Source organism: Serratia sp. EC4 (assembly GCF_059652115.1).
Map to the genome: position 1 here is coordinate 652,873 of NZ_JBNIDE010000001.1, position 24,149 is coordinate 677,021.

Below are 24,149 nucleotides of genomic sequence, written 5' to 3' on the forward strand. Positions count from 1 at the left end.
GCGCCATCGCGCCGCCGCAGACGATTAACGGAACGACAAGCCCGGCGAGAGCGTGGCCGGCAGCGACAGGCTTTCGCTTTCCAGCGAAGCCATCGGCCAGGCGCAATAGTCCGCCGCATAGAAGGCGCTTGGGCGATGGTTGCCGGAGGCCCCCACGCCACCGAACGGCGCCGCGCTGGAGGCCCCGGTCAGCGGCTTGTTCCAGTTGACGATGCCGGCGCGCGCTTCCAGCAACAGCCGCTCGAACAGCTCGCGCTGCGGCGATACCAGCCCCACCGACAGGCCGTAGCGCGTCCGGTTGACGAGCTGCAGCGCCTCGTCAAAATCGCGATAACGCACGATGGTGGTCAACGGCCCGAAATACTCTTCGTCCGGTACGCCGGCCACGCCGGTCAGATCGACGATGCCCGGGCTGAGCAGCGAACTGCCCGGCTCCAGCAAACGCATGCTCAGCAGCGATTTGCCGCCCAGCGCCAGCAAGCGTTGCTGCGCTTTCAGCATGTTTTCCGCCGCGGCCGCCGACACCACCCCGCCCATGAAAGGCTGCGGTTCGGCATCCCAACGGCCGACGCGCAGTTCGCCCGCCACCTGAACCAAACGCGCGATAAATGCGTCGCCTTCCGCCCCTTGCTTCACCAGAATGCGACGCGAACAGGTGCAGCGTTGGCCGGCGGAGATAAACGCCGACTGGATAGCCAGGTTGACCGCCGCGTCCCGATCCTCGAAGCCGTCGACGATCAGCGCATTGTTGCCGCCCATCTCCAGCGCCAGGATCTTCTCCGGCTGCCCCGCCAATTGGCGATGCAGGTGATAGCCGGTGCCGGCGCTGCCGGTGAACAGCAGACCGTCGATATCCGCACTGGCCGCCAACGCTTCGCCGGTTTCGCGGCCGCCTTGCACCAGATTGATCACCCCGTCCGGCAGACCGGCCCGCAGCCACAGTTTCAGGGTCTCCTCGGCGGTCAACGGCGTCAGCTCGCTCGGTTTGAATACCACGCAGTTACCGGCCAACAGCGCCGGCACGATATGGCCGTTCGGCAGATGGCCGGGGAAATTGTAAGGCCCAAACACCGCCAGCACGCCGTGCGGACGGTGGCGCAGCACCGAAGCGCCGTCGGCCATCGCCGTCTGGCTAAAACCGGTGCGCGTCTGATAGGCCTGCAGCGAAATGCCCACTTTGCCGATCATCGCCTGAATTTCAGTCAGCGTTTCCCAACGCGGCTTGCCTGTCTCGCGGCTGATGGTTTCCGCCAGCGACTGCTTGTGTTCTTCCAGCAAGGCGGCGAAGCGTTTCACCAGCTGTTCGCGCTGCTCGAACGGCGTGCGCGCCCAAGCGGGGAACGCGGCGCGCGCGGCTTCGCAGGCGGCGGCGACGTCGTCGGCGTCGGCGGCGTTAGCGCGCCACAGCGGCTGGTTGCCGACCGGATCGGCCTTGCCGAACTCGGCGCCGCGGCCCTGCCGCCAGACGCCGTTAATCAACAGAGCAGGATGGGACATCATGCTTTCTCCTGTGCAATAAGGGGGAGCACCCGCACCGGGCTGCCCTGTTCGACGCCCAGCGCCGCAGCGGTGGCGGCGTTGATATGCAGGCGGTCGTCATACAGATCGGCATTGACCAACAGTGCGCGGTAATTCTGATAGTTGTCGTTGGCCACCAGATGCACCGGCGCATCGGCGCGCATCGGCGTGTCATCCAGCACCACTTTCACCAGGCGGCTCTGCTTGACCGCGCGGATATGGTCGATCTCCGCTTCCAGCGTCGGACCGCCGTCGAAGATATCGACGTAGCCCTGATAGCTCAGGCCTTCCGCCTCCAGCAACCGGCGCGCCGGCAGGGTTTGCGGGTGCACTTCGCCAATCACTTTCTGCGCATCTTCGGCCAGGAAATCGACATACAACGGGTGTTTCGGCATCAGCTCGGCGATAAACGCCTTTTGCCCGGTGCCGCTCAGGTAGTCCGCCTTGGCGAACTCGATGGAGAAGAAACGGTGGCCGACGCTCTCCCAGAACGGCGAACGGCCGTTTTCATCGGAGAAACCGCGCATCTCGGCGATCAGACGGCGGGAGAAGCGTTCACGGAACGCGGCGATAAACAGGAAACGCACCTTCGACAGCAGTTTGCCGTTCTCGCCGTGGCGATAATCCGGATCGAGGAACAGCGTGCACAGTTCCGAATGCCCGGTATGGTCGTTGCTGAGGAACAGCGTCGGCACCGATTTATAGACGTTCAGCTGTTTGGAAGCGTGCACCTGCGTGCCGACGCGGAAGCTGTACCAGGGTTCCGCCAGGCCGACGGCCACTTCGATCGCGCAGACCCCCACCGCCTGCCGGCGCTCGCTGTCTTCCAACACGAACAAATAACACTGGTCACTTTGCGGAAGTTCGCCTTGCCAGGTTTTTAACGCCCGCTCAATGCGTGCCGACAAGGTATCTTCATTCTGCGGCAGTGAAGTGAGACCGATGCCGGATTTACCGGCAAGCGTCAGTAAATCCGCCAGATCGCGACGCTCTATAGGGCGAATAATCATCATAATGCGAACCTCTTCTGAATCAGGCTGCGCCGGTGAAGGCGCAGCCCGCTGATTAGCTGCAAATGCGCGCCACGGCGCGCGCGAATCGCGCCAGCCCCTCTTTCACATCCTGCTCAGGGATGATCAGCGACGGCGTGAAACGCACCACGTCCGGGCCGGCGATCAGCGCGATAACGCCTTCTTCGTTGGCCAGTTGGGTGATCTGCTTCGCTTTGCCGGCATAATCTTTCTTCAATTGGCAGCCGATCAGCAAACCGCCCCCGCGGATCTCGGCGAAGATCGGGTACTGGCGGTTGATGTCGTTCAACCCGTCGATGAACCACTGGTGACGTTGCTTGACGCCTTCCAGCACTTCCGGCGTGTTGATGATGGAGAACACTTCCCCCGCCACCGCCGTCGCCAGCGGGTTGCCGCCGTAGGTGGTGCCGTGGGTGCCGACGCCCAGCGTTTTCGCCAGCGCATCGGTGGTCAGCATCGCGCCGATCGGGAAGCCGCCGCCCAGCGCTTTGGCGGTCGTCAGCACGTCCGGCACCACGCCGTACTGCATGTAGGCATACAGGTGGCCGGTGCGGCCGACGCCGGTCTGCACTTCGTCGAAGATCAGCAGCGCGTTATGGCGATCGCACAGTTCACGCAGCCCCTGCAGGAAACTGGCCTCCGCCGGCAGCACGCCGCCCTCGCCCTGGATCGGCTCGACGATCACCGCGCAGGTGCGATCGTTGATAAGCTCGGCCGCTGCGGCCAGATCGTTATACGGCGTATGGGTGATGCCGCCCGGCAGCGGCGCAAAATCCTGCGAATATTTCGGCTGGCCGCCGGCGGAAACGGTGAACAGCGTACGGCCGTGGAACGCGTTGTTGAACGCCACAATCTGATCTTTACCGGCGCCGTGTTGGTCGTGCGCATGCTTGCGCGCCAGTTTCAGCGCCGCTTCGTTGGCTTCTGCACCCGAATTACAGAAAAACACCTTGTCGGCGAACGTGGCGTCGATCAGTTTTTTGGCCAGACGCAGTACCGGTTCGTTGGTATAACCATTGCCCAGATGCCACAGTTTGCCCGCCTGCTCCACCAGCGCCGCCTTGACCGCCGGGTGCGCATGGCCCAACGCGTTAACCGCGATGCCGCCGGCGAAATCGATGTAAGACTTACCCTGCTGATCCCACACCTGCGATCCTTCGCCACGCACCAGAATAAAATCGGCAGGGGCATAAACCGGGACCATCCAGTCATCGAAAGACTGGCGGGTAACTGCGATTGGCTGTTCCATAGTGACCTCATAATCTCAGCAAAGGCTGAATTTTGACTGTAAGGGCCGCTCAAGCCCGGTTAGACCGCCACGATGCAAAAAAACCGTTATTCAAAACCGACTTTCGCGGCGGAGAAAATGCTGCCCCTCACCGCTGATTTAGAAACAAATCTGTTACATAAAATCGGTTTTTCACTATTTATGGCGTATATCCGGTCCCTGAGCGGGGAGTAAATGTTAACGAGCAGTTAAAATACATGTCGTTTGATAAAGAGTGTAGAGCAGCTATCGTGCCAAAACGGGATTTTTGCCGGATTTTGCTATTTTTTACGTTAAAACAACGGCTTATAATGAATATTTATTCATTTTCTATGCATTGGTAATGCATAAATTAAAAAATAAGGCCTAAAATCATCATTGCGTGCGAAATCCTATTCAATTACGAAAAACTTCAGGATTTCTGATCGGGCTCGCAAAAATAATTTCACCCAATTTGCTCGCTATCACACTTTTTGCCCCCATCGGGTGCGGCGGCGCGCCAGCATGGTGCAACGCGGCAGCGACGCCACCCGCTATGCTCGCGCAAAAGGAGCCGCGTTGACCACGGTTCCTGCTTTGTACGCCAGCGACTACACTGTGATCCTGACCGCCCCTTCTCTTCTGCGCACAAGGAGCCACCATGCCCAAGAAAACCGTCGATCTCAGCCAGCCGCACGCCCAACACGACATCCGCGCGTTTCTCGACGCGCTGAATGCCGCCGGCGGTAAACCCATGGAGCAGATGAAGCCCAAAGAGGCGCGCAGGGTTTTGGAGGGCGCGCAACGCAGCGTCGAGGTGCCGCTGCGCGAGGTGGAAATCAGCGAGAAAACCATCCACGTTGAGGGCCAGGATATTCTGCTGCATCTGGTGCGACCGGCCAGGGTCAAGGAGGCGTTGCCGGTATTCATGTTCTTTCACGGCGGCGGCTGGGTGCTGGGCGATTTCCCCACCCATGAACGGCTGGTGCGCGATCTGGTTTACAGCTCCGGCGCGGCGGCGGTGTTCGTCAACTACCCCCGTTCCCCGGAAGCGCACTACCCTCAGGCGATCAATCTGGCCTATGCCGCCACGGAATGGGTGGCCGAGTACGGCGAAAAAATCAACGTCGATGGGTCACGGCTGGCGGTGGTCGGCAACAGCGTCGGCGGCAATATGGCGGCGGTGGTCAGCCTGATGGCCAAAGAGAAAGGCATACCGGCGCTGCGTTGCCAGATCCTGCTGTGGCCCGTCACGCACGCCCATTTTGATACCGATTCCTATCATCAGTTCGCCGAAGGCCATTTCCTGACCCGCAACATGATGAAGTGGTTTTGGGACAGCTATGCGCCCGATAAGGCGCAGCGCAAAAACATCTACGCCTCGCCGCTCAACGCCACGTCGGAACAGCTGCGGGGCTTGCCGCCGGCGCTGGTGCAAACCGCCGAGCTGGACGTGTTGCGCGATGAAGGGGAAGCTTACGCGCGTCTGCTTGACGCCGCCGGCGTCGAGGTCACCGCCACCCGCTACAACGGCCTGATCCACGATTACGGCCTGTTGAATCCGCTCGCCCACGTCCCGGCGGTGCATTCGGCGATACACCAGGCCGGGCGCGCATTGAAGCACTATCTGTCCTGACGCTAGCCAACCACGTGGCAAGCCACCTGATGGCCGGGCGCCACGCTGCGCAGATGCGGCGCCTGTTCACGGCATTGCGCCGTGGCCAGCGGGCAGCGGGGATGGAAACGGCAGCCGCGCGGCGGGTTGGCGGGGTTCGGCGGCTCGCCGCCGGCCGCCCACGCCGGCGAACGTTGCACATCCAACGTCGGCACCGCCGCCAACAAGGCCTGCGTGTAGGGATGCAGCGGTTGGCGAAACAGCGAATCGCGGTCGGCGCTCTCGACGATCTGCCCCAGATACATCACCGCCACGTCCTGGCACAGATGCTCCACCACGCCGAGATCGTGCGAAATAAACAGCAGCGTCACCCCCTGCCGCTCCTGCAAATCGGAAAACAGATTGATGATCTGCGCCTGGATCGACACGTCGAGCGCCGATATCGGTTCATCGGCGACGATAAATTCCGGTTGCAGGATCAGCGCGCGCGCGATGCCGATGCGCTGCCGCTGGCCGCCGGAAAACTCATGTGGAAACCGCCCGTAATGCTGCGGCGACAGCCCGCAGATCGCCAGGGTATCGAGCACCCGTTCGCGCAGTTCCGCCTTGCTCGCCAGGCCGTGCTGCAACAGCGCTTCGCCGATGGCGTCGCCCACGCGCAGACGTGGGTTCAGCGAGCTGTACGGATCCTGAAACACCAACTGCATTTTCGGCCGCAGGGCGCGCAGCGCGTCTTTGTTGAGACTATCCAGCGCCTGCCCTTTGAACAGCACCTCGCCGGCGGTTTTATCGTGCAGGCCGAGCAGCGTGCGGCCGACGGTGGTTTTGCCGCTGCCGGACTCGCCCACCAGTCCGAAAACGCGGCCCTTGCGGATGCTGAAGCTGACGTCGTCCACCGCCTTCAGTTGGCCGGTGGTGCGCCCGAACAGCCCGTCGCGCAGCGGGAAATATTTCTTTAATCCTTTCACTTCCACCAAGGGTTCAGTCGACATGCGGGCGCCCTCCGGCGTTGAGGAAGCAGGCGGATTGGCGCTGCTGAGTCCCGTACAGCGGCGGAATGCCATCGCGGCAGCGCGCGGTGGCCTGCGCGCAGCGCTCGGCAAACGCGCAGTGTTCAGGCAGCCGCGCCAGATCCGGCACCTGGCCGGGAATGGAGTACAAACGGCGACGCCGCTGTCCCGGCACCGGCCGCGAGGCGATCAGCCCCTGAGTATAAGGGTGCCGCGGTTCGGCCAGCACTTCCCGCGTCGTGCCCTGCTCGACGACGCGCCCGGCGTACATCACCGCCAGCCGATCCGCCATTTGTGCGATCACCCCAAGATCGTGGGTGATCAAGATCATCGCCATATTGTGTCGCCGGCTCTGCTCGCGCAGCAACGCCAGGATTTGCGCCTGTACCGTGACGTCGAGCGCCGTGGTCGGTTCATCGGCGATCAGCAGCGCCGGCCGGCACCCTATCGCCATGGCGATCATCACGCGCTGCAGCATGCCGCCGGAAAGCTGGTGCGGGTAGCAGCGCATCAGCGCCTCCGCGCGCGCCAACCCCACCTCCTCCAGCCGTTGCACCGCCTGACGCCAGGCCGCTTTCGGCGACAGAAGCAAGTGCCTGATCAGCGGCTCCACCAGTTGTTCGCCGAGCGTCAGCACCGGATTAAGCGCGCTCATCGGCTCTTGAAAGATCATCGCCAGCCGGTTGCCGCGCAGATCCGCCATCTTGGATGCCCGCAGCGACAGCAGGTTTTGCCCTTCAAAGCGAATCTCACCGCCGTCTACCTGCGCCAGCGGCTGCGGCAACAGCCCCATCAGCGTCATGGCGGTCACGCTTTTGCCGCAGCCCGATTCGCCGACGATCCCCAGCGTTTGCCCGGCCTGCAGTTCCAGGCTGACCTGCTGCACCGCCCGCACCGGCCCCTGCTCGCCCTGAAACGACACCGACAGTCGGTCGAACGCCACCAGCGGTTGACTCATCATTTTACCCCGCTCATTTTCGGATCGAGCGCGTCCCGCAGGCCGTCGCCCAAGATATTGATCGCCACCACGGTGACGAAGATCGCCAGCCCCGGCGGCATCCACAGCCAAGGGCGGCGCTGAAAGTCGATCAGGCTGTTGGCGGCGTCCATCATGTTGCCCCACGACGGCGTCGGCGGCACCACGCCCAGCCCAAGGTAGCTCAACGCCGACTCGCTGAGGATGGCGTTGGCCACCGCCATGGTGGCGACCACCACCAAAATCGGCACGGTATTGGGCAACAGATGGCCGAAGAGGCGCCGCCGGGTGGAGAGCCCCAGCACTTCGGTGGCCAACATGAAATCCCGCTCGCGCAGCGACAGGATCTGGCCGCGCACCAGCCGCGCCAGCGACGGCCAGCCCAGCAGGCTCAGCATGATCATCACCATGTAGATGCGGTAGTCCGGCGACACGTCGAGTTCGGTCAGCATCGCGCCCATGATGATCAACAGCGGCAGGCCGGGAATGGTCATCAGCAGATCGGCGAAGCGCATGATCAGCCGGTCCGCCACGCCGCCCAGATAACCGGAAAGCGCCCCCAGCACGTAGCCCAGCGTCACCGACAGCAGCATCGACACCAGGCCGATGGTCAGCGATATCCGCCCCGCCAGCAGCAGCCGGGTGCAGATATCGCGGCCGAGAAAGTCGGTGCCCAACCAGTGCGCGCCGCTGGGCGCCTGATTGATATTCAGCACATCGCCGGCATCGTCGCGCCACGGCGACAACGACGGCCCAATCAGGCACAGCAACGCCAACAGCACCAGCAACGCCAGCGAAATCATCGCCGGCCGGTGGCGGCGCAGCCGTCGCCAGGCCTGCGCCGCGGGCGGTGGCGACAGTTGCGCCAGCGCCGGCAGTTGCGCCTGGCGCCAGCGGCGACGGCGGCCGAAAAACAACGTAGCCAACATCGTGTTACCTCAAGCGAATGCGTGGATCGGCGTAGGCGTACAGAATGTCCGCCAGCAGATTGCCGAGAATGGTCAAGGCGGCCAGAAACAGCGTGAACCCCATCAATACCGGGTAATCACGCGCCGCCAGCGAATCGATATGGATATGTCCGGCGCCCGGCCAGTTGAAGATTTTTTCGGTGATCAGCGCGCCGGAGAACAATCCCGGCAGCTCGAACCCCAGCAGGGTGATGATCGGCAACAGCGCATTGCGCAGCGCGTGTTTGAGGATCACCGTTTTCTCCCTGAGCCCTTTGGCGCGCGCGGTGCGAATATAGTCCATGCGGATCACCTCCAGCATGCTGGCGCGGAAATAGCGCGTCAGGCTGCCGGCCTGCAGCATCACCAGCGCCAGCACCGGCAACAGCAGGTGCGCCGCCACCTCCAGCGCCCAGGCCAGCCCGCTCGCCTCGCTGCCGGTGCGCAGCATGCCGCCCGCCGGCAGCCAGTGCAGATCGACGGCGAACCATTTGATCAGCAACAGGCACAGGAAGAACGTCGGAAACGACATGGCGGCGAACACCGCCACGGTGATCAGATGATCGAACAGCGAATAGGGTTTCATCGCCGAGATCACCCCTACCGCCAGCGCGATGCCCCAATACAACACCATCGCCACCGCCGCCAGCAGGAACGAGTTCCAGATGTATTGGTTCAGCAACGTGCTGACAGGGATCTGGTACTGCAGTGAAAAGCCGAGGTCGCCCTGCAGCAGCCGGCCAAGCCAGTGCAGATAGCGGCTGAACAACGGCTGATCCAGCCCGTACAGCGCCCGCAGCTCGGCGGCGCGTTGCGCGGTCAGGTTGATGTTGCCGTCGATAAAGTCGCCGGGCGCCAGGGCGAAAATGCAAAAAATCAGCAAGGAAGCCAACAACAGCATCGGGATAGTCTGCAACAGACGGCGCAAGATAAAGTTTCTCATCGCGGGTTCCATCGCCGCCGCCCGGAATGGCGCGGCGGCGTCAGGGCGTTACGGCGCCGGTTTGACGTTCGGCAGGCTGCCGACCAATCCGTTGTAGATATCCGGTTTAAAGCCGGTGACGCGCGCGCTGCTGGCGCTCAAAATCTCGCGGTTGCCGAGCAGGATCACCGGCGGATCGTCCGACAGCGCCTGATACAGCTGGTGGTACAGCGGCTTGCGCTGGGCGATATCCAGCGTGGCGTTGGCCCTGGCGATCAGCGCATCCACCTGCGGGTTGTGGTAGCCGGTCTCGCTCTCGCGGCTGATGAAATCGCGCACGCCGTCGTGCGGATCGTTCAGCGTGCTGGTACTGAGGGACGCCAGGTCGTAATTGCCCGCCTTGCGCTGCGCCAGCAGCGCGTTGAAATCCAATACCTGCGGTTTCAGCACCACGCCGAGCCGGCGGTAGTTATCCTTGGCGATCGGCACCAGCGCGTCGTTGATCAGCTTTTTGGTCACCAGCAGCGTCAACTCCAGCTTTTTACCGTCTTTCTGCCGGATACCGTCAGCACCCACCTGCCAGCCAGCCTCGTCCAACAACTTTTTGGCCTTATCGAGATCGTAAGCGTAAGGATTGATGCCGTTGGCGTCGTAAGCCCAGGAGATCGGCGAAATCGGCTGGTTGGCGACCTTGCCATACCCTTGGTACACCACGGCGATCAGTTTTTGCCGATCCAGGCCGTAAATCAGCGCCTGACGCACCCGCTTGTCCTGCAGCGCCGGGCGTCTGAGGTTGAAATCAACGCGGCTGTAATCGCTTGAGCTGTAAAGGTTGATATTGGCGAAGCCGAGCAGCTTGAGCTGTTCGATATCGTCCGGCTTGGCGGTAAAGGCGTCGTAGTCGGTCTCACCGGTCTGGAACAGCTGGAAGTTGGTGGCCGGGTTGGTGACGCGGTAGATAAAGCGCGCCATCGGCGGCGGGCCGAGGTAGAAGTTCGGATTGGCGTGGAAGCGGATCTCCTGCCCCGGCACGTACTTGTCGTAAATATAGGGGCCGTTGCCGAGCGGCTTGCCGTTCAAGGCGCGCACGCTGTCGAGCTTGCCGCGCTGATAGTCTTTGCCGTAGTAAGCCCGCGACAATACCGGCCCGCCAATCAGTTGCAACGTGGTCGCGCCCGGTTGGGTGGTGACGATCTGAATGGTGCGATCGTCGATCACCTTCAGCCCGCTGATGCCGGCGGCGGTACCGTTTTTATACTCGGCGCCGCCCTGGATGTGCGCCGGCGTGATATCGGTGTCGCCGTCATAGGCCGGATCGTGCAGCAGCGTCAGGGTAAAGGCGATATCGTCGGCTTTCAGCGGCGAGCCGTCGCTGTAGACCAGATTCGGCCGCAGCCTGATGGTATAGGTCAGATTATCGGGGCTGACCTGCCAGGATTCCGCCAGACGCCCTTCCGGCTTGCCCTGGCTGTCCAGGCCGATCAGGCGGCTGAAGATCACGTCGGTCACGTTCTCGTCCCAGCCGTTGGTGAACAGATACGGGTTGAAAATCCCCTGCGGTTCCGAGATGCCCGCCACCACGGTGTCTTTGCGCAGCTTGGCGGCTGCCGGCACCCGGCTGATGTCGCTGGCCGGCGTGATGCCTTCGGCCAGCGTTTCCGCCTGCGCGCCGGCGCTCAATCCCAGCGCGCAGATCAACGCCAGCGGCGTCAACCGATAACGCAACAGTTTGTTTAGCTTGTTTTTTATTCTACTCACCCACTGCCCCTCGTCTACCCGTTGATAAAAATGTGACAAAATTTATCGCAGAGTAATGGGCGGCTGGAGGGCTGTCTAACAACGAAACCGGCATTCCATTGCCGAAAAAAGCATTATGAATTTTTCTGGGGCGAAGCGGCGGGAAAAATGCGATTCAGCCGGCCGCCGCCAGCCCCCGGATAAGTTTGGCTAAGGTTTTTATCGCCTCTTCAAAGCGGTCATTCCATTCAAAAGAGGCGTTGAGACGGAAGCAGTGGTTGAAATGGTCGCCGGTGGTGAACATGCGCCCCGGCGCGATGCTGATGCCCCGGGAAAGGGCCCGCCGGTACAGCTCCATCGACGACAGCGCCGGATCGAGCTCCAGCCACAGGAAGTAACCGCCGTCGGGCTGGCTGACCTTCACCGTCGGCGGGAAATGGTGGGCGATCGCCTGACGCATCGCGCTTTGGCGCTGGGCCAGCAGGCGGCGCAACCGCCGCAGGTGGGTGTCGTAGCCGCCATGCAGCAGATAATCCGCCAGCGCCATCTGGGTCGGCACGCTGGTGGAAACGGTGCTCATCAGCTGCAAACGCTGGATCTGCTGCGCATAACGCCCCGCCGCCACCCAGCCGACGCGAAAGCCCGGCGCCAGGCATTTGGAAAACGACGAACAATGCAGGATTTGGCCGCCGCTGTCGAGCGCCTTGGCCGGCAACGGCCGTTCGGCGCTGAAGTACAGCTCGCCGTAGACATCGTCTTCGATCAGCGAGATCTGACGTTCGCGCAGCAGCGCCACCAGACGCTGTTTGTTGGCTTCCGGCAGGGTGGCGCCCTGCGGGTTCTGGAAGTGGGTCATCAACCAGCAGGCTTTGATCGGATACTGTTCCACCGCCTGCTGCAGCGCGTCCAGATCGATGCCGTCCTGCGGATGGGTGGCGATCGCCACCGCCTTCAACCGCAGCCGTTCCAGCGCCTGCAACGCGCCGTAAAACGCCGGCGACTCGATCGCCACATAGTCGCCCGGTTGGGTCACCGCCTGCAGGCTGAGGCTGAGCGACTCCATCGCCCCGGCGGTGATGACGATTTCGTCCGGCGCAACCTGCATGCCGCTCAGCGCATAACGTTGGGCAATGTGCCGCCGCAGCGCGTCGTTGCCCGGCGGCAGGTTGGCCAGCGAACTGTGCGGCGTGAACTTGCGCGCTACGCTGCTCAGCGCCCGCGCCAGCTTCGGCTGGGCGAACAGCGTGGCGTCGGGAAACGCCGAACCGAAAGGCACGATGTCCGGATCCTTGCAGGCCTGCAGCACGTCAAAAATAAAGGCGTTGATGTCCACCTGCTCGCTCAGCAACAGTTTCTCGCCGCGCGAAGGCTGAGGCAGCGGCTGCGGACGCGCCGCCACGTAGTAACCCGACTGCGGCCGGGCGACGATCCACCCCTGGCTCTCCAGCAGTTGGTAAGACTGCACCACCGTCATCAGGCTTAATCCGGCGCGTTTGCCGCTCTCGCGCAGCGAAGGCAGCTTGTCGCCCGCCCGCCACACCCGGTTCTGGATCTGTTCTCTAATCTGCTGCGCAAGCTGCTCGTATCGGGTCATAACCATTAACTGTTATATGAAAAAGTAAAATAACTGTCACTATTATAGTCACTGTACTTCGTGATTAACTTAACGCCAAGCTTTTCACATAAAAATGACAGCTATACTCAAGAGGTTAATTTATGTTCAACCCTAGGAGGCGCCATGCTGGGTCTTGATGCACTGGAACTCGCCAGAATACAGTTCGCCTTCACCGTGTCTTTCCATATCATCTTCCCCGCCATCACCATCGGTTTAGCCAGCTATCTGGCGGTGCTGGAAGGATTATGGTTGAAAACGCACAATGAAGCCTACCGTGAGCTTTACCATTTCTGGTCAAAGATTTTCGCCGTTAACTTCGGCATGGGCGTGGTGTCCGGGCTGGTGATGGCCTATCAGTTCGGCACCAACTGGAGCTTCTTCTCCGAGTTTGCCGGCAGCATTACCGGGCCGCTGCTGACTTATGAAGTGCTGACCGCCTTCTTCCTCGAAGCCGGTTTCCTCGGCGTGATGTTGTTCGGCTGGAACCGCGTCGGCCCAGGGCTGCACTTCTTCGCCACCTGCATGGTCGCGCTCGGCACACTGATCTCCACCTTCTGGATCCTGGCCTCCAACAGCTGGATGCAGACGCCGCAGGGGCATGAAATCATCAATGGCCAGGTGGTGCCGGTCGACTGGCTGAAGGTGATCTTCAACCCGTCCTTCCCGTACCGCCTGTTGCACATGTCCACCGCCGCCTTCCTCTCCTCGGCGTTCTTCGTCGGCGCCTCCGCCGCCTGGCACCTGCTGCGTGGCCGCGATACCCCGGCGATGCGCAAAATGCTGTCGATGGCGATGTGGATGGCGCTGATCGTCGCGCCGGTGCAGGCGATGATCGGCGATGCGCACGGCCTGAATACGCTGAAACATCAGCCGGCGAAGATCGCCGCCATCGAAGGCCACTGGGAAAACCCGCCGGGCGAAGCCACGCCGCTGATCCTGGTCGGTTGGCCGGACATGCAGCGTGAAGAGACCCGCTTCAAGCTGGAGGTGCCCTATCTCGGCAGCCTGATCCTGACGCACAGCCTGACCGAGCAGGTGCCGGCGCTCAAATCCTTCCCGCCGGAGGACCGCCCCAACTCCACCGTGGTGTTCTGGTCGTTCCGCATCATGGTCGGGCTGGGCATGCTGATGATTCTGGCCGGGGTGTGGAGCCTGTGGCTGCGCTGGCGCGGCGGGCTGTATCAGTCGCGTCCGTTCCTGTACTTCATTCTGTGGATGGGCCCTTCCGGGCTGCTGGCGCTGCTGGCGGGCTGGTTCACCACCGAGATAGGCCGCCAGCCGTGGGTGGTGTATGGCCTGCTGCGCACCAAGGATGCGGTCTCCGCGCACGGCGATCTGCACATGAGCATCAGCCTGCTGGCGTTCATTATCGTCTACTGCTCGGTGTTCGGCGTGGGGTATTCCTACATGATGCGCCTGATCCGCAAAGGGCCGCAGCCGCATGAACACCAAGAAGACAATACCGAGGGCCGCCCGGCGCGTCCGCTGTCCGCGGTCAACGACACTCTGGACGACAGGAGCTGAACATGGGTATCGATCTTCCGCTGATTTGGTTTGTCATCATCGTGTTCAGCACCATGATGTACGTGGTGATGGACGGTTTCGACCTGGGCATCGGCATCCTGTTTCCGTGGGTGAAAGAGAGCGGCGACCGCGATCTGATGATGAACACCGTCGCCCCGGTGTGGGACGGCAATGAGACCTGGCTGGTGCTGGGCGGCGCGGCGCTGTTCGGCGCCTTCCCGCTGGCCTATTCGGTGATCCTCGACGCGCTGGCGATCCCGCTGACGTTGATGCTGATTGGGCTGATTTTCCGCGGCGTGGCCTTCGAGTTTCGCTTCAAAGCAACGCCGGAGAAGCGACATATCTGGGACAAGGCGTTTATCTGGGGCTCACTGTTCGCCACCTTCAGCCAGGGTGTGGTGGTGGGCGCCGTGATCAACGGCTTCCCGGTCGAAGGCCGCACCTACGCCGGCGGCGCACTGGACTGGCTGACACCGTTCGCGCTGTTCTGCGGGCTGGGGCTGGTGGTGACCTACGCCCTGCTCGGTTGCACCTGGCTGGTGATGAAAACCGCCGGTGATCTGCAGGCGCGCATGTATCACCTGGCGACGCCGCTGCTGGCGATCCTGTTGCTGGTGCTGGCTGCGGTCAGTGTCTGGACGCCGATCGCCCATCCGGAAATCGCCGCCCGCTGGTTTACGCTGCCTAACCTGTTCTGGCTGCTGCCGGTGCCGCTGCTGGTGCTGCTCAGCGCCTGGGGCATTCACCGCGGGGTGAAACGCGGCGCGCACTACTCGCCGTTCATGCTGACGCTGCTGCTGGTGTTCCTCGGCCTGAGCGGGCTTGGCATCAGCATCTGGCCGCACCTGATCCCGCCGGCCATCAGCCTGTGGGACGCCGCCGCGCCGCCGCAGAGCCTCGGTTTTATGCTGGTGGGCGCGCTGTTCATCATCCCGATCATTCTGGTCTACACCTTCTGGAGCTACTACGTGTTCCGCGGCAAGATCAGCCATGAACACGGCTATCACTGAGGAGGGAGGACGCTATGCAAGATAAAACGGCAGCAGCCGCTCCGGCGCCCTGGTGGAAACGCATCGGTTGGCTGGTGATCATCTGGAGCGCCAGCGTGCTGGGGCTGTTCGTGGTCGCCTCGCTGTTCCGCCTGCTGATGACCGCGGCGGGCATGAAGTCGCATTGACGCGGCGCCTTATCTGGACGCGCTGTTGGGAAAGTAAAAAGAGACCACCAGCGTGACCAGCGGCAAGGCGCCGATCTTCACCAGTTCGAAAACTTGTCCGAGCGCTTCGTTTTTCTCCCAATACGCGTGGGCGGCGAATACGCCCACGCTGACCGCGAATATCCCGCACAGCACCTGGCGCGCCAGGCGCAGCCGCTCCATTTCGTCGAAGACCAGCGAAGGATCCAAATACAACGTTTCAGCATCAACCTGTGGGCGCTCATTGTACGGCTTCATGGAAAAATCCCCACCACCACGGCGACCGCCTCCAGTCCCTCTTCGCTTTCACGTACGATACCGAGGCGGGAGCCATCCTGTTTCATCCACTCCCGATCAGCAATCGTCATTAAAGAAAATGCCAGGCGAATGACGTCGGTTTTGGCCATCCCGTGACGCCGGGCGATATCGTTCAGACTGTCGTCGATTTCATTGGATAACCGAATCGGCAAGCTGCGCATACTCCACCTCCTGTGGTCGTTGATTCACCGAGTGAAAGTCTACTGGAAGGGCAAATATCGTTCAATTAGTGAACTGCGTAACGCCTCGCACAATCCGCATGCAACGCTATTGCGGCTTGCGCCCCATCGCGCTGAGGAAACGTTGCTGCAGGCGCAGCAGCTCCTCCAGTTCCAGCAGGCGGTAGTCGATGCCGAAACGCGGCGCCACCTCGCCGATGATGCGGCTCAGCGCCGGGTAATGGCGGTGGCTCCAGTGCGGGAACAGATGATGCGTCAAATGCAGGTTCGCCCCGCCGAGCCAGTATCCCAGCCAGCGCGGCCGGGTCAGCCAGTCGAAGGTGGTGGCGAACACGTGGTGATACCAGCCGTGCGGCATCGCCCCCTGCGCCGGCGCCTGATAAAAGTTGGCTTTGGCCCAGTGGGTGCCGATGATCAACATCACGAACAGCAATGAAGAAAGCATCTGGCTCAGCAAGTAGACCAGCAGAATTTGCCCGATGCCGATGGCCGGCGGCAGCAGCCAGCACGGGATCGCCAGCGCCAGCAGCAGGTGCGCCGCCTTGCCCGCCAGAAACCCGCACCAGCCGCGCGTGCCCTGCTGCGCCATGCGCGCCGCCACGCGGGTGCGGCCCGCTCGGTCCAGCCAATCGAACAGCCAGATGTAGTACGGGAACGTCAACGCCGCCACCAGCGGCCAATAGTAACGCTGGGCGCGCATAAAGGGCCGCCAGCGCTGGAACGGCGTTTGCCGCAGCACGCCGTTGGCGTCGATGTCGGGATCGTAATGTTCGATATTGTTATGGGCATGATGGAACAGCACGTGGCGCACGCGCCAGCAGTCGGGGTCCAGTCCCAGCGGCACACTCACCAGGGCGTTCAGCCAACGGTTGGCCCAGGGCCGACGGAAAAACGCGTTGTGCGAGGCGTCGTGCACCACGTTCACCGTCAGGAACATGCCGATAAAGATAAAGCCGAAATAGCAGGCGAAAAACGCCCAGCCGTTTTGCTGCTGCAGGCTCAGCCCATAACACAAGCCGCACAGCGCCAACAACAGCGCCACCTTCGCCAGCATGCCCCCGTCGGCGAAACGGTGATCGCCGTTGGCCGCCAGATAGTGCTGGGCGGCCTGCATCAGCGCGCGGTGCAACCCGCTGTCGTCGCGCCGATAGGCTAACGGACGCAGCGGTTTCATGGCTGCCCCATCCGGCGCAAGAAGCGCTGTTGTTGCGCCAGCAGTTCGCGATAGCCGATGCAGCGGTATGCCATGCCGTGCCGCTGCGCGATCTCCGCCACCGCGGCGGCCAGCGCCGGATAGTGGCGGTGATTCCAGCCGGGAAACAGGTGATGGGTCAGGTGATAGTTCAGCCCGCCGGTCAGGTGCTCCAGCCAGCGCGGTTCGGGCTGCCAGTCGCAGGCGGTGGCGAAATTGTGCCGGTACCAGCCTTGCGGCATGCTGTCGCCCGTCGGCGCCGGGTAAAACTCGGCCTGCGCCCAGTGGGTGCCCAGCAGCAGGAACACCACCAGCAGCGAGGCAAACATCTGGCTGAGCGCGTAAGCCAACAGCACCCAGCCCCAGCCGATGCCGTGCAGGTGGCCCACGATCAGCGGCACCACCAGCACCAGCGCCAGATGCGCGAGCTTGCACAGCACAAACAGCGCCCAACCGCCGCGCCCCGCCAGCACGCATTTTTCCCGCAGCGGCGTTTTATCGAGCCGATCGGACCAATCGAAAATCCAGGCGATATAGGGCAAGGAAAGCGCGGCGATCAGCGGCCAGTACAGATGCTGATAGCGCATATGGGGCCGCCAGCGCTGGAACGGCGTCTGGCGGAAAAACCCGTTCTCTTCGGTATCCAGATCGTAGTGTTCGACGTTGGCGTAAACGTGGTGGTAATCCACATGCCGTGTGCGCCAGTAGTCCGGATCGACGCCCAGCGGCAGCGTCACCAGTCGCCCCACCAGGCGATTCGCCCAGGGCGCACGCAGGAAGGCGTTATGCGAAGCATCGTGGTTGACGTTGACGTTGAGCAGCATGCCCATGGTCACGAACAGGAAATAGCAGAGGAAAAACGCCCAGGGCTGATGCTGCATCAGGCTGAGCGCGTAAAACCCGGCGCACAGCGCCAACAACAGCGCGGCCTTGACCAGCCGCGCGGCATCGGCATAGCGATGATCGCCCGCCAGGCAGGCGTGCGCCGCGCGCTTGAGATCGCGATGAAACGCCTGCTCGCCATCGGCGGGAAAACGCAGCGGCGGCAATGACTCAGCCATGCGGTTCCTCCACGGCGGCCGATGCGGCCCCCCGTCCCCAGCCCAGCGCGACGCACAGAGCATGCAACGCCACGGCGGCCATGGCGATATGCCAATAGCGCTGCGGCCAGCCAAGATAGCCGATAAACAGCAGCGGCATGCCCAACGCGACCAGCAACCAGACGGCGCTCGCCCAAGATCGCCCTTCCGTCATGCCGCCCAGCGCCACCGAGCCCAACGCCAGCAGCACCAGCAGCGCCATTTGCGGCCAGCTGATGTCGCCGTAGCCGTAACCGTATTGGTAGACGTAACCGACCACCAGCGAGAACAGCAGCATGGCGCCGCTGAATACGCTGAGCGCCGAACGGCGGTCGCGTGGCCGGCCCGGCGCCGGGCGCCATGCCAGACGGAAATAGCGCAGGAACGGCAGATTGCTCGCCCAGAACGGGTTGGCGGATGGCCTGTCGCCGCTGACGCCATAGCTGAACGGCGTGGTCGGCAACGCCGGGCAGAAGGTGCCGAACAGCTTGTCCCAGAAGATAAAGCTGCCGCCGAAATTCTTATTGGAATAGGCCATGTCCTTGACGTGATGCACTCGGTGGTGCGCCGGCGTGACCAGAATTTTTTCCAGCACGCCAAGCTTCGGCGTCAGCGCGTTGTGATTGAACAGCTGAATGCTGTAGTGAAAAATCGAGACCGCGACGAACACCGGCAATGGCACGCCCGCCAGCGCCAGCAGCAAAAAGAACGGGATGGACGTCAGTGACGAATACCAGGAGTTGCGCACCCCCAGCGACAGATTGAAATGCTCGCCCTGATGGTGCACCACATGCACCGCCCACAGCAGGCGGAAACGATGATGCAGACGGTGCAGCCAGTAAAAACCGAAGTCCCACGCCAGCAAAGCAAACAGCCACATCAACAGCGGCGGCCAGGCGTCCAGCAGCCCCAGGCTGAAATGCGCGGCCACGTAGCCGTAGCAGGTGATCTCCAGCCCGCGGAACAGCCACAGCATGATATGGCCGGAGTTCAGGTTGAACACCAGATCGTGCCAGTTGACCGGCTCGCGACGCCCCCACTGCAGCGCCACCGCCTCGGCCACCACGATGAACAGCATGAACACTATCGGCAATGCCAGATCGCTCATCCCACTTCTCCTTTAACCGCGCGCCGGCGCAGGGTGTTCATGCGCAGGGCCAGCCAGCCGGCGAACAGCGCCAGCAGCGCGCCGCCGGCCAAATCGACAAACAAATGCCGGCGCAGTTGCAGAATCGAGAACGCGATCGCCACGCCCCACAGCATCCACAGCGCCGTGCGCACTTTGCGCTCGCCGTCGCTCAGCGCCCACACCGCCAGCACCGTCAGCGCCATATGCAGCGAAGGCAGGCAGTTCTGCGGCGAGTCCACCTGGGTTAACGCCGCCAGCAGTTGCGCGCTGATCCCGACGCCATCGTTCTGCGGATAAGCCATGGTGGTCGGCCACAGCAGATAAACCGCCCCGGCGCCCAGCGCGGTGAGCTGCATCGCCCGCGTCAGCCATGTGACCCGCTGCAGCGGCGCCAGCAGATAACCCGCCGGAACGATGAGGAAGAAAGAGAGATAGAGCCAGATGGCCGTGGGGCTGAACGGGATCGCCCGGTCAAGCGCCGACGACGGCAGCAAGGTTCCCGCTCCCTGCAAGCGATCGGTCAGGCTATACACCACCCCGACCGTGCCCCAGCCGAGCAACATGTGCCCTAGTCTGAACAGCGTATTTTTCATGTTTCCTCCGCCTGGCGAACGATGCGCCGCCGCTTGCGATCGAACTGCGGCAGTACCGTCTGCGCCGTCAGCCGCCATTCGAGGCGCTCGGTGGCGATGCCCTGGCGAGCGAACAGCGCGATCAGCTGCGCCTGACAATGCGCCAACGCCGCCGGGCTGCAATCGGCAATCAATTCCAACCGCCGTTCGCCGCGCTGGATCAGGCGGTAATCGCTGGTCAGCGGCAGCGCATTGGCGATCGTTCGGCTGCAGGCATCGGCGAACACCGCCTGCGGTTGCCGCTGCGCATCGGGCAGCATCAGCTGATCGTCGCGCCGCCCCTCGATACGGGCGATCGCCCGCGTCGGTTGCCCGCACGGGCAGGGTTCCTTGCGCAGCACCAGTACATCGTCCAGCCGATAACGCACGATCGGCTGCGTGCTGCGGGTAAAGTCGGTGATCAACGGCGTAAAACGCCGTTCGTCGATCCACTGCGGTTCGATATGCAAAAACTCTTCGTTCAGATGCAGCGTACCGTGCGCGCAGGTCGCGGCAAGAAATCCTTCGGTGGCCTGATACACTTCGCCGACCGCCGGAAATACCTGCAGCAGCAGGCGGCGGTCCTGCTCTTCCAACACCTCGGCCACCGAGATCGCTTTTTTGACCGGCAATCTCACCTGCCCGGCCAGCACCGCCAGCGCCAAGGCGCGCAGCACCTGCGCCGGGGCCACGATGATGCTGGGCGCCTGCCGTTCCAAGGCGGGCAAATGCTCGCTGAACGGCGCAAGCAGATCGTAAAACGCCAGGCTCAGCCAACGGTTGTTCACGCTGTGATAGAGATTATTGTCCGCCCGCAGAAACAGCGCAACGCGCTCGCCGGCCAACAGCCCGTCCGGCAGCATCTTCGCCAGCATGCCGCCGGCCCACACCTGCTGCTCGCGCGGGCTGACGACAAACACGCCGCGCTGCCCGGAGGTGCCGGACGATAATCCGACGCTGTAGCGCCCGATCTTCGGCGTGAAATCGCGATCCGCCTCGCTGCGCTGCGCGCAGGCCAGCACCGCATCGCGCTGCAGCCCGGCGGTGTTCATCCGGTCGAACTGCGCCATCATCAACGCCTTGTCCATCTGCGGCCATTCGGCGAACGGCCGGCGGCTGAAACGCTGAAAATAGGGGCTCTTGCTCAGCACCCGGCGGGCAAAGCTCTCAAGCTGCCGGGCCTGATGCGCCTCCAGCGCTGCACGATCGCCAAAGCGCAGGCGCCTGGCGCGGAAATAGTGCCAAAGGGTCATGAAAGGGATCACAGATCCCCCTCGTGGCACAGCAAAATGTTGACCTGCCCGCCCGCCCACAGCTGGTTGAGCCGCTCCAGCGTGCGGGTGTACGCCGCCGCATCGTCCATCACCAGATTGGCCAGGCGCGAAGGCCCGCGCAGCGTCTGGTAACTCTGCGGCGACCAGGCGGCGTCGCTGGCCAGCAGCGTCCAGCCGGCGTCGGTGAGAATAAAGGCGCCGATATGGCCGGCCGCATGCCCCGGCAGCGGCACCAGCACGATCTGCCCTTCGCTGCCCGGCAGCGCGTAACCGCGATCGAACGGCGCCAACAGCGCGGGCAACGCCACCGAGGGAAAAGCCTCCATAAACTGCAGGCGGCTCTCGAAATCCGCCGGGATCAGGCCGGGAATAAAGGCGCGCTTCAGCGCCGCGAAACCGCGCAATCCACGGGTTTGCCGCCAGCCTTCGCCGGAGCAAATAAAGTCGAGTTGGCTGAAATCCTGCAGCCCGGCGATGTGGTCCGCGTGAAAATGCGAGACGATCAGCGCCTGAATATCGCCCTCGGCGTAACCGGCTTCGCGCAGTTGGTGCGCCAACGACTCGGCGGGATCGAAATAGACCGGCGTCATGCGGCGATAAAGGCTGAACACCCCCGACTGCGTGTGCTGCTGAAAATAACGCGCGTAGCCGGTATCCCACAGCCAGCGGCGCTCCCCCACCTCCAGCAGATAGGCGCGCGCCGGGAATTTGCATACCCGGAACCCGGCGCCGCGCAGCGCCATGCAGCCGATATGCGTGCAATAACCCACTTCAAAAACGGTGACCTTAGCCATGCTGTCCGCCTTCTTGCCGCCGCAGCCACTCGCCGGTCAGACGAATGCCCTGTTCCATCGAATAACGCGGCCGATAGCCCAACTCTTCGATCGCACGGGTCTGGTTCAGCGTCATGTCAAAATGCACCGCCGCCACGCTGTAGCGCGTCAGCAGCGGTTCCTTGCCGCTCAGCGTCGCCCACAGCTCCATGCCGCCGGCCAGCGTATGCAGCAGCGGATAGGGCACGGCCTGCAGCCGGTAACTCAGCCCCAGTTCCTGACGCAGCAGCGCATCCAGCATCTCCGCCAGCCGCTGCGGTTGGTGGTTGGTGATGTTGTACACGGCGCCGGACGGCAATCCGCGCTGCCGACTGGCCAGATCCATCGCGTGCACCACGTTGGGGGCAAAGGTCAGATCCAGCAGCGCTTGTCCGCCGCCGGGCAATCGCAATACGCCGCGATCGCGTTCGAGCTGCTGCAACAGCCGCGGCACGATCACCCGATCGTGCGGGCCAAACAGGCCGCGTGGCCGCAGCATAATGTAGGTGGTTTGCGGATAGATCTTCGCCTGCGCCAACAGGCGTTGTTCGGCGGCGTGCTTGCTGGCGGCATAGTGATTGGCGAAGCGCCGGGCACGGTAACCCTCGTCAAGATCGTAATGCGGCTGAAAATCGAAGTAGATTGCCGGCGTGGAGATATGCACGAAGCGCCGCACGCCGCAGCGCCCCGCCGCCTCCGCCAGCTTCTCCGTCGCCGCGGCGTTGATGCGGTGAAACTCCGCTTTGCCGCCCCAGGGGGAAGACTTGGCCGCGCAGTGCCACACCCACTCGCAGTCGGTCACCAGCTGCCGGCACTGCTGCGGCGTCGCCTGCGCCAGATCGAGCGCGCAAAACTCGGCGCCCAGCTGACGCAACGCTTCGCCGGCCCGTTCATCGCGGCCGGTGGCGCGCACCTGATGTCCGGCCTCCAGCAGCCACTGCGCCGCGTTGCGCCCCAGCCCGCTGGTCGCCCCGGTGACCAGCACCCTCATGGCAGCAACACCATGCCGGCCAACGCCAGCCCGGCGGCGGTGCCGATCAGCATCACCGGCTGGCCGGGGTTGAAGCGCCCGGTGGCCACGGCGGCATGCAGCGCCGTCGGGATGGACGCCGCCACCTGGTTGCCGTGGTGGCGGTAGATATCTACCAGCGCCTCGCTCGAAACGTGCAGCCGCTTGCGCATGTGTTCGAGCGACAAATGGCTGGCCTGGTGTGGCACCACGGTGGCGATCTGCGCCAGGGTCAAGCCACTGGCGCTCAGCAGCCGATCGAGGTAGCCCTCAATCAGCGCCGACGCCTGACGGAACAGCGGCTTGCCCTGCATATGAAACAGGAAGTCTTGTTCGCACATGCCGGCGCGCGGGTTGCGGCGCGTGCCGCCGGCGCGGATCTCGCAAAGTTCGCTGCCGGCGGGGTAGGTTTCCACCAGGCTGGCGAGGATGCCGCTGGCGCCGTCGCCGCGCTCTACGATGGCGCAGGCGGCGCCGTCGCCGAAGATCAGCGACGACTCTTCATGCTGCCAGTCGATGCCGCGTGAAGCGAGATCCGCTGAGACGATGGCGATACGCCGATACGTTCCGGCGTTCAGCAGCCCCGCCGCCACCTGCAGCGCAGAGATAAAGCTGACGCAGCTGCTGTTGATGTCGAAGCCCGGCGTGCCCGCCGCCAGCCCCGCCACCTTGAGAATATGCGCGGCGGTGCACGGCAATGCCTGCACCGAAATCGCCGAGGCGGAGATCAGCAGATCGATCGAGTCTGCCGGAATGGCGCGGCGAGCCAGCGCATCTTGCAGCGCAGCGGCGGCGAGCTCGGCCTGGCTGGCGTCGTCGGCGGCGTAATAGCGATAAACGATGCCCGAGCGTTTTTCAACGTAACCGGCCGGTTTCCCCAGGCGAGCGTCGAGCGTAGAGGAGGCCACGCGGTTGGGCGGCAATGCGGCCCCGGTGGCGATGATCTTCAGAGGCAACAGCTCGGGTGAGCGACATTGTGTGGTCATTATTGTTATTGATTAACCTGACTATCCATAAAGCGATTCTCCCGCACGGCACGAAGGCCACGCGGATCATCCCCGGTTTTTATGTCCCAAAAAGCCTTTCATCAAGGCGGTATCTCTTGTTATCGGCTACCACGGGCCGACGTCCGTCGGCGGAAGCATAAGCGTAACATGACTGAGATAATTAGTTTACGACAAGGCGGCGAGAATGGGCAGACGGCGGGGGA

The 24,149-nt window shown here is 63.0% G+C and carries 23 protein-coding genes; 4 read left to right on the forward strand and 19 right to left on the reverse strand.

From position 1 onward, the window contains the following. Positions 1–24: 24 nt before the first annotated feature. The 3 genes from astD to ACP39K_RS03090 are packed head-to-tail and all read right to left on the reverse strand — an operon-like array spanning position 25 to position 3,798. Positions 25–1,497: a succinylglutamate-semialdehyde dehydrogenase gene (gene astD / locus ACP39K_RS03080; RefSeq protein ID WP_497008377.1), complete on the reverse strand. Its 1,473-nt coding sequence runs from the start codon at positions 1,495–1,497 to the stop codon at positions 25–27. Next, on the reverse strand, positions 1,497–2,531 hold the full coding sequence (gene astA / locus ACP39K_RS03085) for an arginine N-succinyltransferase (RefSeq protein WP_004934585.1): 1,035 nt from the start codon (positions 2,529–2,531) through the stop codon (positions 1,497–1,499). The genes astD and astA overlap by 1 nt, the downstream gene beginning before the upstream one ends. Before the next feature lie 52 nt (positions 2,532–2,583). Next, positions 2,584–3,798, reverse strand: a complete 1,215-nt coding sequence (locus ACP39K_RS03090) for an aspartate aminotransferase family protein (RefSeq protein ID WP_015378175.1) — start codon at positions 3,796–3,798, stop codon at positions 2,584–2,586. 658 nt (positions 3,799–4,456) lie between these two features. Between ACP39K_RS03090 and ACP39K_RS03095 the strand changes: the two genes are divergently transcribed. Then, positions 4,457–5,431 carry an alpha/beta hydrolase gene (locus ACP39K_RS03095; protein WP_497008288.1) on the forward strand — a complete coding sequence of 325 codons (975 nt, stop codon included), beginning with the start codon at positions 4,457–4,459 and terminating at the stop codon, positions 5,429–5,431. Positions 5,432–5,433: 2 nt separating this feature from the next. Here ACP39K_RS03095 and ACP39K_RS03100 read toward each other — a convergent pair whose 3' ends face one another. The 6 genes from ACP39K_RS03100 to ACP39K_RS03125 all read right to left on the reverse strand — a co-directional run bounded on the left by ACP39K_RS03100 (position 5,434) and on the right by ACP39K_RS03125 (position 12,596). Then, entirely contained in the window at positions 5,434–6,402 is a 969-nt protein-coding gene (locus ACP39K_RS03100; RefSeq protein ID WP_048796591.1) for an ABC transporter ATP-binding protein, read from the reverse strand. Then, positions 6,392–7,378 (reverse strand): ABC transporter ATP-binding protein, encoded by a 987-nt coding sequence (locus tag ACP39K_RS03105; protein WP_497008378.1) that lies wholly within the window; start codon positions 7,376–7,378, stop codon positions 6,392–6,394. The genes ACP39K_RS03100 and ACP39K_RS03105 overlap by 11 nt, the downstream gene beginning before the upstream one ends. Further along, positions 7,378–8,325, reverse strand: a complete 948-nt coding sequence (gene opp4C, locus ACP39K_RS03110; protein ID WP_497008289.1) for an oligopeptide ABC transporter permease — start codon at positions 8,323–8,325, stop codon at positions 7,378–7,380. The genes ACP39K_RS03105 and opp4C overlap by 1 nt, the downstream gene beginning before the upstream one ends. Positions 8,326–8,329: 4 nt before the next feature. After that, on the reverse strand, positions 8,330–9,286 hold the full coding sequence (locus ACP39K_RS03115; protein ID WP_004934604.1) for an ABC transporter permease: 957 nt from the start codon (positions 9,284–9,286) through the stop codon (positions 8,330–8,332). A 48-nt stretch (positions 9,287–9,334) separates the two neighbouring features. Further along, the gene (locus ACP39K_RS03120; protein ID WP_079449821.1) at positions 9,335–10,990 is read right to left on the reverse strand and encodes an ABC transporter substrate-binding protein; all 1,656 of its coding nucleotides are present in this window, start codon (positions 10,988–10,990) and stop codon (positions 9,335–9,337) included. A gap of 187 nt (positions 10,991–11,177) precedes the next feature. Beyond that, a complete protein-coding gene (locus ACP39K_RS03125) occupies positions 11,178–12,596 on the reverse strand; it encodes an aminotransferase-like domain-containing protein (protein ID WP_004934613.1) in 1,419 nt (472 codons plus the stop codon). Between the two features lie 144 nt (positions 12,597–12,740). Here ACP39K_RS03125 and ACP39K_RS03130 point away from each other — a divergent pair, with 144 nt between their 5' ends. Genes ACP39K_RS03130 through ACP39K_RS03140 form a run of 3 tightly spaced genes read left to right on the forward strand, consistent with a single transcriptional unit; the run spans position 12,741 to position 15,318 of the window. Next, positions 12,741–14,141, forward strand: a complete 1,401-nt coding sequence (locus ACP39K_RS03130) for a cytochrome ubiquinol oxidase subunit I (RefSeq protein ID WP_016927376.1) — start codon at positions 12,741–12,743, stop codon at positions 14,139–14,141. 2 nt (positions 14,142–14,143) lie between these two features. Next, positions 14,144–15,151 (forward strand): cytochrome d ubiquinol oxidase subunit II, encoded by a 1,008-nt coding sequence (cydB, locus tag ACP39K_RS03135; RefSeq protein WP_016927375.1) that lies wholly within the window; start codon positions 14,144–14,146, stop codon positions 15,149–15,151. 14 nt (positions 15,152–15,165) lie between these two features. After that, positions 15,166–15,318 carry a DUF2474 domain-containing protein gene (locus ACP39K_RS03140; RefSeq protein ID WP_004934619.1) on the forward strand — a complete coding sequence of 51 codons (153 nt, stop codon included), beginning with the start codon at positions 15,166–15,168 and terminating at the stop codon, positions 15,316–15,318. Positions 15,319–15,327: 9 nt separating this feature from the next. Here ACP39K_RS03140 and ACP39K_RS03145 read toward each other — a convergent pair whose 3' ends face one another. The 10 genes from ACP39K_RS03145 to ACP39K_RS03190 all read right to left on the reverse strand — a co-directional run bounded on the left by ACP39K_RS03145 (position 15,328) and on the right by ACP39K_RS03190 (position 23,925). Beyond that, positions 15,328–15,594, reverse strand: a complete 267-nt coding sequence (locus ACP39K_RS03145) for a hypothetical protein (protein WP_079451498.1) — start codon at positions 15,592–15,594, stop codon at positions 15,328–15,330. After that, positions 15,591–15,815, reverse strand: a complete 225-nt coding sequence (locus tag ACP39K_RS03150) for a hypothetical protein (protein WP_079449823.1) — start codon at positions 15,813–15,815, stop codon at positions 15,591–15,593. Before ACP39K_RS03150 ends, ACP39K_RS03145 begins: the two co-directional genes overlap by 4 nt. Positions 15,816–15,921: 106 nt before the next feature. After that, a complete protein-coding gene (locus tag ACP39K_RS03155) occupies positions 15,922–17,007 on the reverse strand; it encodes an acyl-CoA desaturase (RefSeq protein WP_497008290.1) in 1,086 nt (361 codons plus the stop codon). Next, positions 17,004–18,086: a fatty acid desaturase family protein gene (locus ACP39K_RS03160; RefSeq protein WP_048794873.1), complete on the reverse strand. Its 1,083-nt coding sequence runs from the start codon at positions 18,084–18,086 to the stop codon at positions 17,004–17,006. Before ACP39K_RS03160 ends, ACP39K_RS03155 begins: the two co-directional genes overlap by 4 nt. Further along, entirely contained in the window at positions 18,079–19,212 is a 1,134-nt protein-coding gene (locus ACP39K_RS03165; RefSeq protein WP_048794872.1) for a sterol desaturase family protein, read from the reverse strand. Before ACP39K_RS03165 ends, ACP39K_RS03160 begins: the two co-directional genes overlap by 8 nt. Beyond that, a complete protein-coding gene (locus tag ACP39K_RS03170) occupies positions 19,209–19,826 on the reverse strand; it encodes a phosphatase PAP2 family protein (RefSeq protein ID WP_497008291.1) in 618 nt (205 codons plus the stop codon). Before ACP39K_RS03170 ends, ACP39K_RS03165 begins: the two co-directional genes overlap by 4 nt. Then, entirely contained in the window at positions 19,823–21,109 is a 1,287-nt protein-coding gene (locus ACP39K_RS03175; RefSeq protein WP_212562509.1) for a F390 synthetase-related protein, read from the reverse strand. The genes ACP39K_RS03170 and ACP39K_RS03175 overlap by 4 nt, the downstream gene beginning before the upstream one ends. Next, the gene (locus tag ACP39K_RS03180; protein ID WP_016927366.1) at positions 21,106–21,912 is read right to left on the reverse strand and encodes an MBL fold metallo-hydrolase; all 807 of its coding nucleotides are present in this window, start codon (positions 21,910–21,912) and stop codon (positions 21,106–21,108) included. The genes ACP39K_RS03175 and ACP39K_RS03180 overlap by 4 nt, the downstream gene beginning before the upstream one ends. After that, positions 21,905–22,921, reverse strand: a complete 1,017-nt coding sequence (locus tag ACP39K_RS03185) for an NAD-dependent epimerase/dehydratase family protein (RefSeq protein WP_033640060.1) — start codon at positions 22,919–22,921, stop codon at positions 21,905–21,907. The genes ACP39K_RS03180 and ACP39K_RS03185 overlap by 8 nt, the downstream gene beginning before the upstream one ends. Next, entirely contained in the window at positions 22,918–23,925 is a 1,008-nt protein-coding gene (locus tag ACP39K_RS03190) for a 3-oxoacyl-[acyl-carrier-protein] synthase III C-terminal domain-containing protein (protein WP_060444655.1), read from the reverse strand. The genes ACP39K_RS03185 and ACP39K_RS03190 overlap by 4 nt, the downstream gene beginning before the upstream one ends. Between the last annotated feature and the right edge of the window lie 224 nt (positions 23,926–24,149).

Excerpts from the sequence above, each read along its gene's own strand:
- astD (WP_497008377.1), bottom strand. The coding sequence starts at position 1,497 with ATGTCCCATCCTGCTCTGTTGATTAACGGCGTCTGGCGGCAGGGCCGC.
- astA (WP_004934585.1), bottom strand. The coding sequence starts at position 2,531 with ATGATGATTATTCGCCCTATAGAGCGTCGCGATCTGGCGGATTTACTG.
- ACP39K_RS03090 (WP_015378175.1), bottom strand. The coding sequence starts at position 3,798 with ATGGAACAGCCAATCGCAGTTACCCGCCAGTCTTTCGATGACTGGATG.
- ACP39K_RS03095 (WP_497008288.1), top strand. The coding sequence starts at position 4,457 with ATGCCCAAGAAAACCGTCGATCTCAGCCAGCCGCACGCCCAACACGAC.
- ACP39K_RS03100 (WP_048796591.1), bottom strand. The coding sequence starts at position 6,402 with ATGTCGACTGAACCCTTGGTGGAAGTGAAAGGATTAAAGAAATATTTC.
- ACP39K_RS03105 (WP_497008378.1), bottom strand. The coding sequence starts at position 7,378 with ATGAGTCAACCGCTGGTGGCGTTCGACCGACTGTCGGTGTCGTTTCAG.
- opp4C (WP_497008289.1), bottom strand. The coding sequence starts at position 8,325 with ATGTTGGCTACGTTGTTTTTCGGCCGCCGTCGCCGCTGGCGCCAGGCG.
- ACP39K_RS03115 (WP_004934604.1), bottom strand. The coding sequence starts at position 9,286 with ATGAGAAACTTTATCTTGCGCCGTCTGTTGCAGACTATCCCGATGCTG.
- ACP39K_RS03125 (WP_004934613.1), bottom strand. The coding sequence starts at position 12,596 with ATGACCCGATACGAGCAGCTTGCGCAGCAGATTAGAGAACAGATCCAG.
- ACP39K_RS03130 (WP_016927376.1), top strand. The coding sequence starts at position 12,741 with ATGCTGGGTCTTGATGCACTGGAACTCGCCAGAATACAGTTCGCCTTC.
- cydB (WP_016927375.1), top strand. The coding sequence starts at position 14,144 with ATGGGTATCGATCTTCCGCTGATTTGGTTTGTCATCATCGTGTTCAGC.
- ACP39K_RS03140 (WP_004934619.1), top strand. The coding sequence starts at position 15,166 with ATGCAAGATAAAACGGCAGCAGCCGCTCCGGCGCCCTGGTGGAAACGC.
- ACP39K_RS03145 (WP_079451498.1), bottom strand. The coding sequence starts at position 15,594 with ATGAAGCCGTACAATGAGCGCCCACAGGTTGATGCTGAAACGTTGTAT.
- ACP39K_RS03150 (WP_079449823.1), bottom strand. The coding sequence starts at position 15,815 with ATGCGCAGCTTGCCGATTCGGTTATCCAATGAAATCGACGACAGTCTG.
- ACP39K_RS03155 (WP_497008290.1), bottom strand. The coding sequence starts at position 17,007 with ATGAAACCGCTGCGTCCGTTAGCCTATCGGCGCGACGACAGCGGGTTG.
- ACP39K_RS03160 (WP_048794873.1), bottom strand. The coding sequence starts at position 18,086 with ATGGCTGAGTCATTGCCGCCGCTGCGTTTTCCCGCCGATGGCGAGCAG.
- ACP39K_RS03165 (WP_048794872.1), bottom strand. The coding sequence starts at position 19,212 with ATGAGCGATCTGGCATTGCCGATAGTGTTCATGCTGTTCATCGTGGTG.
- ACP39K_RS03170 (WP_497008291.1), bottom strand. The coding sequence starts at position 19,826 with ATGAAAAATACGCTGTTCAGACTAGGGCACATGTTGCTCGGCTGGGGC.
- ACP39K_RS03180 (WP_016927366.1), bottom strand. The coding sequence starts at position 21,912 with ATGGCTAAGGTCACCGTTTTTGAAGTGGGTTATTGCACGCATATCGGC.
- ACP39K_RS03185 (WP_033640060.1), bottom strand. The coding sequence starts at position 22,921 with ATGAGGGTGCTGGTCACCGGGGCGACCAGCGGGCTGGGGCGCAACGCG.
- ACP39K_RS03190 (WP_060444655.1), bottom strand. The coding sequence starts at position 23,925 with ATGACCACACAATGTCGCTCACCCGAGCTGTTGCCTCTGAAGATCATC.